We start from the raw sequence: 13439 nt of genomic DNA, 5'->3' as shown, positions 1-13439 counted from the left end.
TGAGGGGGCGCCAAGGGCGCGGACCAGCCAGCCTATAAGCCGGGTTCTGTTTCGACAGTCATCTATCTAGGATCACCGTTGCCGGTGACCTCGAGCGGCCTACCCGGAGGCTCGGCCTGGCAGCCTTGGCGCCTCCTGCATGACCTTGCTCCCGGTGGGGTTTACCGTGCCGGCCCCATCACTGGGGCCGCGGTGGTCTCTTACACCACCCTTTCACCCTTACCTACTTCAGCAGGCGGTTTGCTTTCTGTGGCACTGGCCCGCGGATCGCTCCGGGTGGGTGTTACCCACCACCGCGCCAGGGGGAGCCCGGACTTTCCTCGAGGCTGTGCCTCGCGACTGTCCAGCTGACTGGTCCAGGTCTCAACTTTACTCCACTGCTAAGCATAAGGAGCACGCGCGAGATGTTAATCCTCTTACCACCCTCGGAAACGAAAACTCGCCCGCCAGCCTCGGATGCGCCATGCCTCGATCTTTCTTCCATGGCCTTTCCCGAGCTAACCGAGTCTCGACGAGAGATGATCGCGGCAGCCGGGCGCACGGCGAGGGGTGATGTGGCCGTGGAGAAACTCAAGATTCCGGCCTCGCAACCGGAACTTCGCGAGCGCATGGCGCACCTTGAGAACGAGCCGGTCGCAGCACCGCTCGAGGTGTACTCGGGTGTGCTTTTCGATGCACTCGGGCAGCCTTCTGTTTCCGACGGTTGCCGGCTCCTCGCCGCCTCCGCGCTTTTCGGAATCGTGGACTGCCATGCCGATGCAATTCCGGCCTACAGGCTTTCGGCAGGAAGCGAAGTTGAAGGGCTCGGGAAAGTCGCTGCGTGGTGGAAGCCTCGCCTCAAGCACATTGCCGAAGGGATCGAGGAAAGCGGCGAGATCGTGATCGATTGCCGCTCAGGGGCTTATCGCTCGATGATGCCGCTCAAGGGGGCGCAGGTACTCGAAGTCTCCCCCGTGGCAGTGCGCGAGGGAAAACGCCGCGTCATTAGTCACGACGCGAAGCGCTATCGCGGCCTCGTGGCGCGTGCCCTATGCGAGGCGACCTCTCCCGCTGAAACGGCCGATGACGTGCTCGAGATCCTCATGAATGGCCTCGGGGACTCCCTCGGGTTTGAACTCAGCTCAGGCAAAGCCCGCTCGACGCTCACCGTCGTCGACGATTGGGAGCGCCACTAAGCGCTAAGCGCCGTAGTGACCCGTGATCGTCTCTAGCTCGGAATCGAGCGTGATCTCGCCGCCGTAGGGAATGACGTATTGGGGTCGCGTGTGGCCAAAGGGAAGGCCAAAGCAGACGGGCGTATCCGGGGCGTAGCGTGTGAGCTCGGCTAAAACGTAATCACGCTGCGCCGCGCGACGAGCCGCGCGTACGCTCGCGGGTGCGGGATTGTCGCGATCATCAACGACCGGGCGGGCAACGAGCACGCCCGCGGCAGCCTCGAGGTAGCCCCTCTCCCCCATGCCCCGAATCCAGCGACCCACAAGGTCGGGGCTCGGAAGCACCTCGGAGGTTTCGAAAATGAGGATCGCGCCGTCGAGCTCGCAGGGATCGGGCAGGTGATTCGCCCATGCGAGCTGATCGAGTACTTCGAGACACCCACCCCAGGTACCGCCCCGAACACGAACCTTAGGGCCGTAAAATTCCAGCGGGGCTGCCGCTTCCCGAGGAGAGGCTTCCGTGAGAGCGCGCTCCTCGCTCCAATCGAAACCGTAGTCCTGGCTATCGGCCGGAAGAGCGTAGGTCAGGTCCCCTTCACCCGAGAGCGCCGCGCGAAGTGAGGCGAGGTGTTCGGGATCGACCGTCGGACCACTACCGAGGTGCACCATCGTTGAGCCTCCGTAGAAGCTCGCGATCCCGCGCGCGAAAAGCCATGCGCTCAGATTCGTGTTGTCGCTGTAGCCGAAAAACGGTTTTGAGTCGGCGAGCGGGAGCTTCGGGTCCAGGTAGCGAAGAATCCTTATCTGGTCGTCGCCCCCGATTGTCGAGAAAAGCGCACGGATGTGGGGATCGGCGAAGGCGGCATTGACGTCGCGGGCGCGTTCCTCGGGGCTTGCTCCGAGCGCTCTGGTCGTGGGGTATTCGACAACCTCCACACCGAACAGCTCTTCGAGCCGGCGCATAGCCTGTTCATGGATCGCCGGGAAATACGCGGGCGCGGCCCACGCGGGCGAGAGAACAGCGACCTTGTCACCCTCGCGCACGGGAGCGGGACGCACAAGGGACTTCATCGCGCGGCGCCTGTGAACGGATCGCTCGAGAGCGAGGACACTTCAACCTCGAGCTCCGGGAACTCTTCGCGCAAGAGGCTAGCGAGGTGTGGAAGATACAGCGATTCGCTCGCGTAATGCGGAAGGTCGATGAGCGCGGGCACGCGGGAATGATCAGCGCGGGATTCGAGATGTTCGAGAGCCGGGTGGTGGCGCAGGTCAGACGTGATGTACAGGTCCACGCCTGCGGCCGTCGCGGTCTCGAGGAACGAGTCACCTGCGCCGGGGCACACGGCGACACGGCGGACCTTTCGTCCAGCATCCCCCGTGTGAAGAACGCCCTGCGCCGTCGCGGGAACAGCCCTGCTGATGAGCTCGGCGATTTCGCCTACCGTCGACGCTTCGGGAAGCTCACCTACGGCGCCGAGCCCGAAGAATGACTCGCTCTCCTCGGGCTTTCCGGGTTCAAGAGGCTTCGCTTCCTTGAGGCGAAGAAGATCGATCCATGCCCCAACGGTGCCGTGACGCGAGCGGTCACTATTGGTGTGCCCACACCACAGGCCTCCCTGGGAGCGCAGGAGCTCGGTGGCGACGGCGCCCTTACCGCACGTCGCGGGCAAGAAGCTCGCTCCCTTCAAAAGGAGTGGATGGTGGGCGATGAGAAGCGTCCCGTTGTTCTGAGCAGCCTCACGAGCCTCGGCAACCGTCGGATCCACGGCGAGGCGCAGGCGAGCGACCTCCCAGGCCGGATCCCCGAGTACGAGACCCACGCGGTCCCAATCCTCCGCCCACGCAAGCGGATAGAGGTTTTCGAGAAAAGAGGTCACACGGTTGATCGCTGTCACGGGATGCTCCTTGGTGCAGTGAGGAATGAGGGATCAGGCGTTAGCTGCGCGCGCTGTCTGGGCTTCGGCAAGCGCCGCCTGATACGCCTTCCACGGCATGAGCACGCACTTTACGCGCCCCGGGAACTTCGCGGCGCCCACGAGCGCGATGCCATCGCCAATGATCTCCTCATCACCCTCGTTCTTGCCACGCGAATGCATGACCTCATCGAAGTGAGCGTAGGTTTTCTGCGCGTCCTCAAGGCTCTCGCCAATGAGCAGGTCGCTCATGATCGAAGCGGACGCACGGCTCATAGCACAGCCCGTCGCGTCGTAGGAAAGGTCCTTGATAGTCGGGTTATAGGCATCGCCTTCGAGCTCGATTCGCAGCGTGATCTCGTCGCCGCACGAGGGGTTCACATGGTGCACTTCAGATTGGAACGGTTCGCGCAGCCCGAAGTTCTGAGGCCGCTTGTCGTGCTCAAAAATGAGCTCGGAATACATAGCGTTGAGGTTCATCGATCAAATCCTTTGAAAAACGAGATGGCTTCCTCGAGCGCGGAGGCAAGGCGATCAACTTCGTCGAGTGTGTTGTACACGCTAAAGCTCGCGCGAGTCGTTCCATGAACACCATATCGACGATGGAGCGGCCACGCGCAATGATGCCCCACGCGTACTTCGACCCCGAGTGAGTCGAGAACCTGCCCAATATCGTGCGGGTGGCGTCCCTCGACGCTAAAGGCAACAGCGCCCACGCGACCGGTACTCGGCCCCTTGCCGATAATCCGTACGCCGTCGATCTGCGAGAGGTTGTCGAGGGCCCGCGCGGTCAGCGCAGCTTCGTGGGCGGCAACGTTCTCCATGCCCAGGTTCCGGAGGTATCCGACGGCTGCCTCGAGACCCACCGCTTGCGAAATCATTGGGGTGCCGGCCTCGAAACGTGCTGGTGGCTCCGCAAACGTGGTGCGATCCATGTGGACGATTTCGATCATCGAACCGCCAAGCATAAATGGAGGCAGCTCTGCGAGAAGCTCGTACCGCCCCCACAGCGCGCCGATACCTGTGGGTCCCAGCATCTTGTGCCCCGAGAAAGCGAGGAAGTCGACGTCGAGCTCGGTCACGTCAATCGGCATGTGCGGAGTGGATTGGCAGGCATCAAGAACCGTGAGCGCGCCGACCTCGCGGGCCCGCTTCACGAACTCACGCACGGGATTGATCGTGCCGAGCACGTTCGACTGATGCGTGAAGGCGAAAACCTTCGTGCGGTCATTGAGAAGGGACTCAAAGTCGGTGAGGTCGAGCTCGAAATCGTCCGTGAGCGGAAGGTAGCGCAACGTCGCTCCGCTGCGGCGGGCAAGTTCCTGCCAGGGCACAAGATTCGAGTGGTGCTCCATCTCCGTGACGAGGATTTCGTCTCCTTCGCGCACACGAAGATGTTCCGGAGTCGACGCATCGCCATTGCCGAGTGCATACGCCACGAGGTTGAGAGCCTCGGTCGCATTCTTCGTGAAAGCAAGCTCGCGAGGATCCGTCGCGCCAATAAAGGCTGCGATCGATTCACGCGCCCCCTCGTAACGATCCGTTGCCACCTCCGCGAGCTGGTGGGCGCCGCGCTTAACCGCCGCGTTGCTCGCCGTGAGAAACGCTACTTCGGCATCGATCACGCTCTGGGGGCGCTGACTCGTCGCCCCCGAGTCCAGATACACCAGCGGTCTTTCATCCGCGAGGTTCTGATGGAGAATCGGGAAGTCGTGGCGGATAGCCTCGACGTCGAGCCCGGGATGCTGCGCGGACACTTCAGGTGTCATGGATGAATGCTCCTTGTCGACCGTTCGAGCGTGCGACCTCCAGTATAGGAATTTTGCAAAACCGAAAGCGCAAATCTGTGGGGAATATGTCAGAGCCTCACACGAGCCGTTCGGGCCACGGGCCCCGCCCTTCGTCCGGAGCGAAGATACAAGCGCTGCGCCCGCATTGTCGACACGCCGTGCGCTCACCGCGACTGAGCAACCAGAACTCAACGTCACAACACCCTCACTCTTCGCGAAGATTGAGGGTGGCGATGGTGGACCTAGCAGAAAGCTTGTAGAAACTCGCCCCACCGGTGGGCTACATGAGATCACTGCACCGAACGATCCGCAGTCGCGCGGGGCGGCTTACCCAACGTGAGCCAGAACCGGTAAGTCCGCACCGCAGCATCGCTAGCGAGGCAGTCGACTCTCTGGAACGGCGATATCACGATAGCGAGGCGCTCCGCGCGATCGCGAACGATGTCGGGATCAGCCAGTCCGACTATCGGCGCACTGCGAAGGGGCGCACTCTCACGGAGACCAGTCCGTGGCCATCAGCAACGCAGGGCGGCCCCGAATCAAAAGGCCCCCTCACGACAGGAGTGCCGTGAGGCCGTCGGAGAGAATCTCGCGTGGGCTGACGTGGTGCGTCGCGTGGAGCCGCGCATAGGTAGGAGCTTGGTCAGGGTCAATGGCGACGCGCTTCTCGTCAGACGCCATGGGTGCGGTCAGCGAGGCGCCAATCACCAGGTTGGACAATCGGTAGGCAGTTCCCAGCGGATCCGGGGTACCCGCTTGTTCGAGCAGGACGCACATCCGCTCGGAAAGAGCCAGGTACGCCGGGCCCCTGGGAGCGCGCATACCGATGACCTGACCGGCCCACCGGTGGGTCGTGAGGTGCGCGAAGAAGGCGTGCATCAGGGCAGACAGGTCGGCGTTGCGGATCGACTCGGACACCACGGGATCGTCTGCAAGCGCTGTGTCGAGGGCGAGGTCGAACAGGTCGTCGACGGATTCGACGCGGGAGTACAGGCTGGCTGGAGCGACACCCACCTGTTGTGCCACAGATCGCAGGGTGAGGGCCCTCAACCCGCCTTCGTCCAGCAGCCTCACCAATGCCCTCGCAACCTCCCCGATGTCCACTGCGCGGAGGCGTCGCACAGGTTTGCGATGTTCCCAGTAGCTCACCCCACCAGCCTAACCAAACACGCTTCCGTTAGCTATCCATTCTATGTTAGGTTTCGCGCATGCTGGATGCCACCACCCTCCCGATCACCTTTGAGAACACTCGCCTACGTCCCCTCTCTGAGCTGGACGCAGACGCGTATGCAGCCGGCACCAAGGATGAAGCTGTGCGGCGCTTCGGCCACCTGCCCGAGTCCGACTACACCCCCGAGTCCGTGCGACAGATGATCCGTGACGAGGTTGCTGAGGGTCTGTCGTCCGGCACGCTGGCAGTTCTCGCACTTGCCGACGCCGAGACGGACCGGTTTATGGGCTCCTTGGTGCTCTTCGACGTCAGCTCCGAGGCTGCCGAGGTCGGGTTCTGGATTCATCCGGATGCGCGGGGAGCAGGGCACGCTCGTCGGGGCCTGGAGTTGGCATCGCGCTTCGCACGCAACAGTGGACTGCGAACCTTGACAGCACGCACGCTCCTGGAGAACAAGGCCTCCCAGCGGTGCTTGACGAACGCAGGGTTCCATGAGGTCGAGCGAGCCGTCGGGACCACGCCCGCAGGACAGCGCGAGGAACTTTTCCATTACCGGCGCGATCTCAAGCCCACCGCCCAGTGGCCGTTGGCGACGGAGCGGCTTCGGCTCCGTCCGCATAACGCCGACGATACCGAATGGCTTCACGAGCTGTACTCGCGACCCGACGTTGCCCGCTACCTGCTGGACGAGCCATGGACCGCGGAAGTCACCCACGACAAGCTCACCGAACGTCTAGCGAAGACTGACATCGATGGCGAGACTGGCGCGCTTGCGCTGGTCATCGAGCATGACGGCGTCCCAATCGGAGACGTCGCGTTGTGGCTCACCGATCACGAGCACCGTCAAGGCGAGATCGGGTGGGTTCTCGACCCAGCGCACGGTGGGCAAGGTTTCGCCAGCGAAGCCGTCCGAGCAGTACTCGCCCTCGGGTTTGACCACTACAAGCTCCACCGCATCACCGCGCAGATGGATGCCCGCAACAGCGCCTCGGCAGCACTGGCTCCTCGTGTCGGGCTCCGGCTCGAAGCACATCACGTCCAGGACTGGTTCAGCAAGGGCGAATGGACCGACACCCTCATCTTCGCGCGACTTGCCTCCGAGCACATGCGCCAATGATCAGGAGTCTGACTTTCATGCTCCCTGTATACGGCCCCCAAATCTACCGCGCTCTGACGACGTATCGGAATATTGCAAGGCTGAGATGACTCAAGATCCCCTGCGCCGGCCTCGCAGCGCACACGGTGGTTCGTGCTCACCGCCGTCTCTCTCGGTTTGCTGCTTGCAACGGTCGACACTTCGATTCTCTACGTGGTCGTGCCTCTTCTGACGGACGAGTTGTCGGCGAGCGTAAGTGAGTCACTGTGGATTATCAACATGTACCCCCTCGTCATGACTGGCCTACTGCTGGGCACCGGGACGCTCGGGGATAGGTTCGTACACAAGCTGGTGTTCCAGATTGGCATCAGCGCGTTCGGGATAGCTTCCCTACTCGAAGCCTTTTCTCCAAACGTGTGGGTGCTGATCGTCGCGCGGGCACTACTCGCGGTGGGTGCAGCACTGATGCTGCCCGCGACACTCGCGATCATCCGGTTCACGTTCGAGGACGAGGATGAGCGCAACGTCGCCATCGCTGTTTGGTCGAGTGTCTCGATCGGTGGCATTGCCTTCGTGACCGGACGATGACCCGTCGTTTGTGTTCTCATTCGAGGATGATGAACTCCTCTGAGCTAACCCGTCACTGGAAGCGTTGGCATTTCCCGAGGTGAACTGGGCAACTCCTACCATCGCAAGAAACGCAACGACAGCAACAATTGCGACAACAATATACGCGGTGCGCCTACGCCCCCCGTTTGGCTGTGCGCGATGAACCGTTGACCATAAGTCACACCTTAACGCTCCAGAACACAAAAATCTCGGGACATCGAGCGAACGTTGACTCGAGGCACTTTGACCGATCATCCAAGAGTCGACTTCACCGCGGTTGAATCGGTTGATGCTGATGGTCCATACCTTCTAGGGGCGGTCGTCGTAGCAGGGTCACGTCAACATGACCGAACCCCAAGAGGTGTGTTACGGTGCCCGGGGAGAGCGCGTCTGAGGAGACCTCGGCCCCCCGAGACCGCAGGCAGATGCCAACTTATCGCCGGCGATTCGCCGCCTCAATTGAAGAGGGGAAAAATGACCATCCTTCGCGGACCATTCGAGGTCACCACTGACAGTGAGCCCCCTTTCTATGAACAGGACGGGGTCACAATCAACCGCAATGTGGTGCGTAAGACCTTCACAGGTGCGGTCACCGGCACCTCCGAAGCGCATATGATCGCAGCGCGCACCCCTGATCCCGGTTCGGCTGGTTATGTCGCGATCGAACACTTCACCGGCACCGTTAATGGCAAGGAAGGCACCTTCGTCTTGCAACACCATGGAATCGTCGCTCATGGGGAACCGGAGTTGTCCGTGGTTATCGTTCCTGGGACGGGTACTGGTGAGCTGACCGGGATCAGTGGCACCTTGACCATCGACGACGTTGACGGTGACCACTCCTATACGTTTGACTACAAACTCGCATGACTCGCTGGCTTGTCATGCCGCGTGGCATCAACGTAGGTAACAACAACCGGGTACCAATGGCTGAACTGCGTTCCGCGCTCACTGACGCCGGGTTCGAGGCTGTCGTCACGATTGGTCAAAGTGGGAACATTATTGCCACTCGGTCAGGGAGTGAGGATCAAGTTATCATTGAGGTGCAGTCGGTAATGGCTGATGCCTTTGGAGTTACGGTCCCCATGGTGGTGCGGCAAGCCGACGAAGTACGCGAGGTCTTGGCGAGCAATCCTTTAGCAGACGTCGCTACCGACTATTCCAAGTACTTGGCTATCTTCCTGTCTGCAACGCCCGCTATGGCGGAAGTTGCGGCCCTAGAGTCAGAAGATGTCAGTCCTGAAGTAGTACGGCTCATCGGGCGCACCGCGTTCGTGTGGACCCCTGGTGGCGTCAAGGCGATGAAGGTCTCACATACTGCCTTGGAGAAGCGCTTCGGGGGGACGGCGACCGCTCGAAATTGGAACACGCTCATGAAGATCGCTACCAAGCTCTAACCGCAACCCAAGGGGAATCAGCGGATTGCCCCGGGCACGATGGCACCGCCGGACAAGTTTCTTGCTTCCCACTGTCTAGCGCGAGACCGACGGGCTTCTCAGGCGAGCGTGCTGTGCATCATCTTCTGCGACTATCTACGACATGCACCGCAGTGTCATGCACCCGCTCCGCGATCCTCGCCGAACGCGCCGAAGCCGAGATCGAACGCACCTACCAGCGCAACTCCCTGAGCCCAACCCAGGCTGAGCACGTCCGGAAGGTCCTCAACGACGTGTTCGACCAGCTCGAAGGATCCAGCGAGGACGAACGCAAGCTCCTGACCGCCCAGCGCGACAAGCTCGAAGCCGAACGCCTCAAGCTCGTCCAGGCCCACTACGCCGACGCGATCCCCCTCGACCTCCTCAAGAGCGAGCAAGACCGCATCCGCGCCAGCCTCGACCAGATCAGCACACGGCTCGACAACCTCACCGACACCTACGCCGAGGCCCGAACAGGCTTGGACCGGCTCACCAAACTCCTCGACAACCTCTACAACAAGTGCGACCCAGCCGAACGACGCATCCTCAACCGCGCCCTGTTCACCCGCATCACCATCAACGACGAAGAAAACGCCACCTACACACCCGAGCAGACCACCGCCACCGTCCTCGCCCACACCAGCTTCGACGCCCCGGCGCACGTCACCGCAGAAACAAACTTGCCCCGCCATCAGGCGGGGCAAGTTTCGATTTTCTCATCTTACGTGGGTCTTGAGGGACTCGAACCCCCGACATCCACGGTGTAAACGTGGCGCTCTAACCAACTGAGCTAAAGACCCGCGCAGGACATCATCCCACGACGTGCACGATTCGGCAAAACGGGGAGCGAGCGAGCGTCGATCCGTCTGCCAGCAGCCCCTTACGAACGCGAAGCGAGACGCGTACCGGACCAATCCGGTGCAAGCGACACCGCATTCATCCCGCGGAGCCCCGCAGTATTCGCTGCTTCCTGGATGTCGGCGGGATCCACGTGACCCGGACGGCCGGGCTTCGGCGTGAGGAGCCACACTGGACCACCCGCAACGAGACTCGAGAGACAATCGACGAGACCATCGGTCAGGTCGCCGTCGCCATCGCGCCACCACATGATGACGCCATCCACGATTTCGCGGGAGTACTCATCTTCGAGATCGGCGTCGATGAGATCCTCGATGGCGTCGCGAAGGTCGAGGTCTACATCGTCGTCGTACCCGAACTCCTGCACAAGCTGGCCTTCGTGGAACTCAAAAACTTCGGCAAGGTTGTCGCTCGAAGCTGCAACCGGTGACAAGGGGCGACTCCTTCGGGGTTCGGAAAGTGAGATGGGGATCTCGGGACGCTCCAACTGTACCGAAGGTCCATGGCGGTGTCACTCACAAAAAACAATACGAGAAATAACCGAACCCGGTGAGAGCCACGGCACCTTTCGCGCCCACGCGCTCACGTCTCTTTCGGGCGCACGCTATACGCTAGATGAGCACAAAGGCGGGCCCAAAGGCACAGCCCCTTTTTCACCCACACCACGAGGGAGAACAAAAGCGTGAACTCGAACGACATCACCGGGCGTCAAGGAATCGGTCTTCCCAGCCACGCAAACGACGTGGATCCCGAGGAGACGAGGGAGTGGTTGGAATCGCTCGACGCGGTCGTCGCGAACGGCGGCGCTGAGCGCGCCTCGCACATCGTCGGCAACCTCCTCACGCACGCACGCGAGCGGGATCTGGACGTGCCGAGCGTGGAGAACACCGACTACGTCAACACGATTGCGGCGAAGGACGAGCCCGAATACCCCGGCGACCTTGAGATCGAAAAGTCGATTCGTCGCGCCGTGCGCTGGAACGCGGCGATGCAGGTACATCGCGCCCAGCGCCCCGAGATCGGTGTGGGTGGCCACCTTTCTAGTTACGCCTCGATCTCCACCGTGTACGAAGTGGGCTTCAACCACTTCTTCCGCGGCCGCGAGCACCGCGGTGGCGGCGACCAGGTCTTCTTCCAGGGCCATGCCTCCCCCGGAATCTACTCGCGCGCCTTCCTCATGGGCCGCCTGAGCGAGCAGGACCTCGACGGCTTCCGTCAGGAAAAGTCGAATCCCCGCGGCATCCCGAGCTACCCGCACCCGCGCGCGATGCCGGAATTCTGGCAGTTCCCGACCGTCTCCATGGGCATCGGCCCGGTCAACGCGATCGAGCAAGCCTCGATCAACCGCTACCTCCACAGCCGCGGACTCAAGGACACGAGCGAACAGCACGTGTGGGCATTCCTCGGCGACGGCGAGATGGACGAGGTCGAATCGCGCGGCGCACTGCACATCGCCGCCAATGAACAGCTCGACAACCTCACGTTCGTCGTCAACTGCAATCTTCAGCGCCTCGACGGTCCCGTGCGCGGCAACGGCAAGATCATCCAGGAGCTCGAGGCTCAGTTCCGCGGCGCCGGTTGGAACGTTGTCAAGGTCGTGTGGGGCGAAGGCTGGGACAAGCTCTTTGCCGAGGACACCGACGGCGCGCTCGTGGATCTCATGAACACGACCCCCGATGGTGACTTCCAGACCTTCCGCGCCGAATCCGGCGGCTTCATCCGCGATAACTTCTTCGGCCGTGATCCGCGCACGAAGGCTCTTGTCGAGGACATGAGCGATGCCGATATCTGGTGGGGCCTCAAGCGCGGCGGCCACGACCCGAAGAAGATCTACGCGGCGTTCAAGCACGCGACGACCGTGAAGAACGGGAAGCCGACCGTGATCCTCGTGCACACCATTAAGGGGTACGTGCTCGGTAAGAAGTTCGCTGGTCGCAACGCCACTCACCAGATGAAGAAGTTCACGATCGATGATCTCAAGCAGCTTCGCGACACGCTGCACATTCCGTTCACCGATCAGCAGCTCGAGGCGGATCTCTACGATCAGCCGTACTACATGCCGGCGGAGGACTCCCCCGAGATGCAGTACATGCGTGATCGTCGCGCTGAGCTCGGCGGTGTCGTTCCCGACAACCGCCATAAGAAGGCGACGTTCACCGTCCCCGGTGAAAAGACGTGGGCTGTGGCGAAGCGCGGCTCAGGCAAGCAGGAAGTCGCCACGACGATGGCGCTCGTGCGTCTGCTCAAAGACCTCATGCGCGACAAGGAGACGGGTAAGTACTGGGTGCCGATCATTCCCGATGAGGCACGCACGTTCGGTCTCGATGCGATGTTCCCGACCGCGAAGATCTACAACCCGAAGGGCCAGAACTACCTCTCGGTGGACCGCGATCTTCTCCTTGCCTACAAGGAGTCGGCGCAGGGCCAGATCAAGCACATGGGCATCAACGAGATCAGCTCGACGAGTGCCTTCACCGCCGCCGGTACCGCGTACTCGACGCACGAGGTTCCTCTCGTGCCGTTCTACATTTTCTACTCGATGTTCGGCTTCCAGCGCACCGGCGATTTCTTCTACGCCGCGGGCGACCAGATGGCCAAGGGCTTCGTGATCGGCGCGACCGCCGGTAAAACCACCCTCGCGGGTGAGGGTCTCCAGCACATGGATGGCCACTCGCCTCTTCTCGCCTACACGAACCCCGCGGCGATCATCTACGATCCCGCTTACGGTTACGAGATCGGCCATATCGTGCGCGATGGTCTCCAGCGCATGTACGGCGATAACGAGGAGCGCCTCCAGGAGGTCTTCTACTACCTGACCGTGTACAACGAGCCGATTCACCAGCCCGTTGAGCCTGAAAACGTTGATGTCGAGGGCATCATCAAGGGCATGTACAAGGTCGACGAGGTCCAGGAGGGCGATGGCCCGGTCGCGCAGCTCATGGCCTCGGGTGTCGCGGTTCCGTGGACTCGCGAAGCTCGCGATCTCCTTTACAAGGACTGGGGCGTGCGTTCGGCCGTATGGTCGGTGACGTCCTGGAGCGAGATGCGTAACGACGCTCTTGCCGCCGATAAGCACAACTTCCTCCACCCCGAAGAAGAACCCAAAACCCCGTGGATGGTGGAGAAGCTCAAGGACGCCGAGGGCCCGTTCGTGGCGACGACGGACTTCGACTACCTCGTTCCCGACATGATCCGCCCGTGGATCCCGAACGACTACGCCGTTCTTGGTGCCGAGGGTTGGGGCTTCTCCGATACCCGCGCCGCCGGTCGCCGCTACCTGCACATCGACCGCGAGTCGCTCGTGGTACGCGCCCTCAAGTCGCTCGCTGATCAGGGCAAGGTCGATCGCTCGGTCGTCAAGCAGGCCATCGACAAGTACGATCTGCTCAACGTGAACGCCGGCTCTTCCGGCATGGCGGGCGGGGACGCCTGAGCA

General features: G+C 61.9%; 13 protein-coding genes, 1 tRNA gene and 1 other RNA gene. 6 read left to right on the top strand and 9 right to left on the bottom strand.

The features are described 5' to 3' along the window. Nucleotides 1–19: 19 nt before the first annotated feature. Nucleotides 20–355: RNase P RNA component class A (gene rnpB / locus NBW56_RS00635), an RNA gene on the bottom strand. Nucleotides 356–404: 49 nt separating this feature from the next. Between rnpB and NBW56_RS00630 the strand changes: the two genes are divergently transcribed. Next, nucleotides 405–1175, top strand: a complete 771-nt coding sequence (locus tag NBW56_RS00630; RefSeq protein WP_250257596.1) for a YaaA family protein — start codon at nucleotides 405–407, stop codon at nucleotides 1173–1175. A 3-nt stretch (nucleotides 1176–1178) separates the two neighbouring features. Here NBW56_RS00630 and NBW56_RS00625 read toward each other — a convergent pair whose 3' ends face one another. The 5 genes from NBW56_RS00625 to NBW56_RS00605 all read right to left on the bottom strand — a co-directional run bounded on the left by NBW56_RS00625 (nucleotide 1179) and on the right by NBW56_RS00605 (nucleotide 5931). After that, nucleotides 1179–2225, bottom strand: a complete 1047-nt coding sequence (locus NBW56_RS00625) for a S66 family peptidase (RefSeq protein ID WP_250257595.1) — start codon at nucleotides 2223–2225, stop codon at nucleotides 1179–1181. After that, on the bottom strand, nucleotides 2222–3049 hold the full coding sequence (locus NBW56_RS00620) for a Nif3-like dinuclear metal center hexameric protein (protein WP_250257594.1): 828 nt from the start codon (nucleotides 3047–3049) through the stop codon (nucleotides 2222–2224). Before NBW56_RS00620 ends, NBW56_RS00625 begins: the two co-directional genes overlap by 4 nt. 33 nt (nucleotides 3050–3082) lie before the next feature. Next, a complete protein-coding gene (gene sufU / locus NBW56_RS00615) occupies nucleotides 3083–3547 on the bottom strand; it encodes a Fe-S cluster assembly sulfur transfer protein SufU (RefSeq protein WP_250257593.1) in 465 nt (154 codons plus the stop codon). Then, complete coding sequence (locus NBW56_RS00610; RefSeq protein WP_250257592.1) at nucleotides 3544–4836, bottom strand: aminotransferase class V-fold PLP-dependent enzyme; 1293 nt, start codon at nucleotides 4834–4836, stop codon at nucleotides 3544–3546. Before NBW56_RS00610 ends, sufU begins: the two co-directional genes overlap by 4 nt. A gap of 573 nt (nucleotides 4837–5409) precedes the next feature. Next, complete coding sequence (locus NBW56_RS00605; RefSeq protein ID WP_284346098.1) at nucleotides 5410–5931, bottom strand: TetR/AcrR family transcriptional regulator; 522 nt, start codon at nucleotides 5929–5931, stop codon at nucleotides 5410–5412. Between the two features lie 134 nt (nucleotides 5932–6065). On the opposite strand from NBW56_RS00605, the gene NBW56_RS00600 reads away from it, so the two are divergent. From NBW56_RS00600 to NBW56_RS00585, 4 genes are all read left to right on the top strand, one after another. Beyond that, a complete protein-coding gene (locus NBW56_RS00600; protein ID WP_250257590.1) occupies nucleotides 6066–7145 on the top strand; it encodes a GNAT family N-acetyltransferase in 1080 nt (359 codons plus the stop codon). Between the two features lie 132 nt (nucleotides 7146–7277). Then, nucleotides 7278–7712, top strand: coding sequence for an MFS transporter (locus NBW56_RS00595; protein ID WP_126845911.1), 435 nt, complete (start codon nucleotides 7278–7280; stop codon nucleotides 7710–7712). Between the two features lie 495 nt (nucleotides 7713–8207). After that, on the top strand, nucleotides 8208–8600 hold the full coding sequence (locus NBW56_RS00590) for a DUF3224 domain-containing protein (RefSeq protein ID WP_074296846.1): 393 nt from the start codon (nucleotides 8208–8210) through the stop codon (nucleotides 8598–8600). Beyond that, the gene (locus NBW56_RS00585) at nucleotides 8597–9127 is read left to right on the top strand and encodes a DUF1697 domain-containing protein (protein ID WP_074296847.1); all 531 of its coding nucleotides are present in this window, start codon (nucleotides 8597–8599) and stop codon (nucleotides 9125–9127) included. The genes NBW56_RS00590 and NBW56_RS00585 overlap by 4 nt, the downstream gene beginning before the upstream one ends. Before the next feature lie 155 nt (nucleotides 9128–9282). Here NBW56_RS00585 and NBW56_RS00580 read toward each other — a convergent pair whose 3' ends face one another. The 3 genes from NBW56_RS00580 to NBW56_RS00570 all read right to left on the bottom strand — a co-directional run bounded on the left by NBW56_RS00580 (nucleotide 9283) and on the right by NBW56_RS00570 (nucleotide 10436). After that, on the bottom strand, nucleotides 9283–9837 hold the full coding sequence (locus tag NBW56_RS00580) for a hypothetical protein (protein ID WP_250257589.1): 555 nt from the start codon (nucleotides 9835–9837) through the stop codon (nucleotides 9283–9285). 34 nt (nucleotides 9838–9871) lie between these two features. After that, nucleotides 9872–9945 (bottom strand) — tRNA-Val (locus NBW56_RS00575). 80 nt (nucleotides 9946–10025) lie between these two features. Further along, a complete protein-coding gene (locus NBW56_RS00570) occupies nucleotides 10026–10436 on the bottom strand; it encodes a DUF3052 domain-containing protein (protein WP_074296849.1) in 411 nt (136 codons plus the stop codon). 249 nt (nucleotides 10437–10685) lie between these two features. Here NBW56_RS00570 and aceE point away from each other — a divergent pair, with 249 nt between their 5' ends. Further along, nucleotides 10686–13436, top strand: a complete 2751-nt coding sequence (aceE, locus tag NBW56_RS00565) for a pyruvate dehydrogenase (acetyl-transferring), homodimeric type (RefSeq protein WP_250257588.1) — start codon at nucleotides 10686–10688, stop codon at nucleotides 13434–13436. The last annotated feature ends 3 nt before the right edge of the window (nucleotides 13437–13439 follow it).

Origin of the sequence: Dermabacter sp. Marseille-Q3180, assembly GCF_940792985.1 — a bacterium.
GTDB classification, from domain to species: Bacteria; Actinomycetota; Actinomycetes; order Actinomycetales; family Dermabacteraceae; genus Dermabacter; species Dermabacter vaginalis.
Note: the sequence above shows the minus strand (reverse complement) of the source record. Positions and strands in the feature narration are given on the sequence as shown.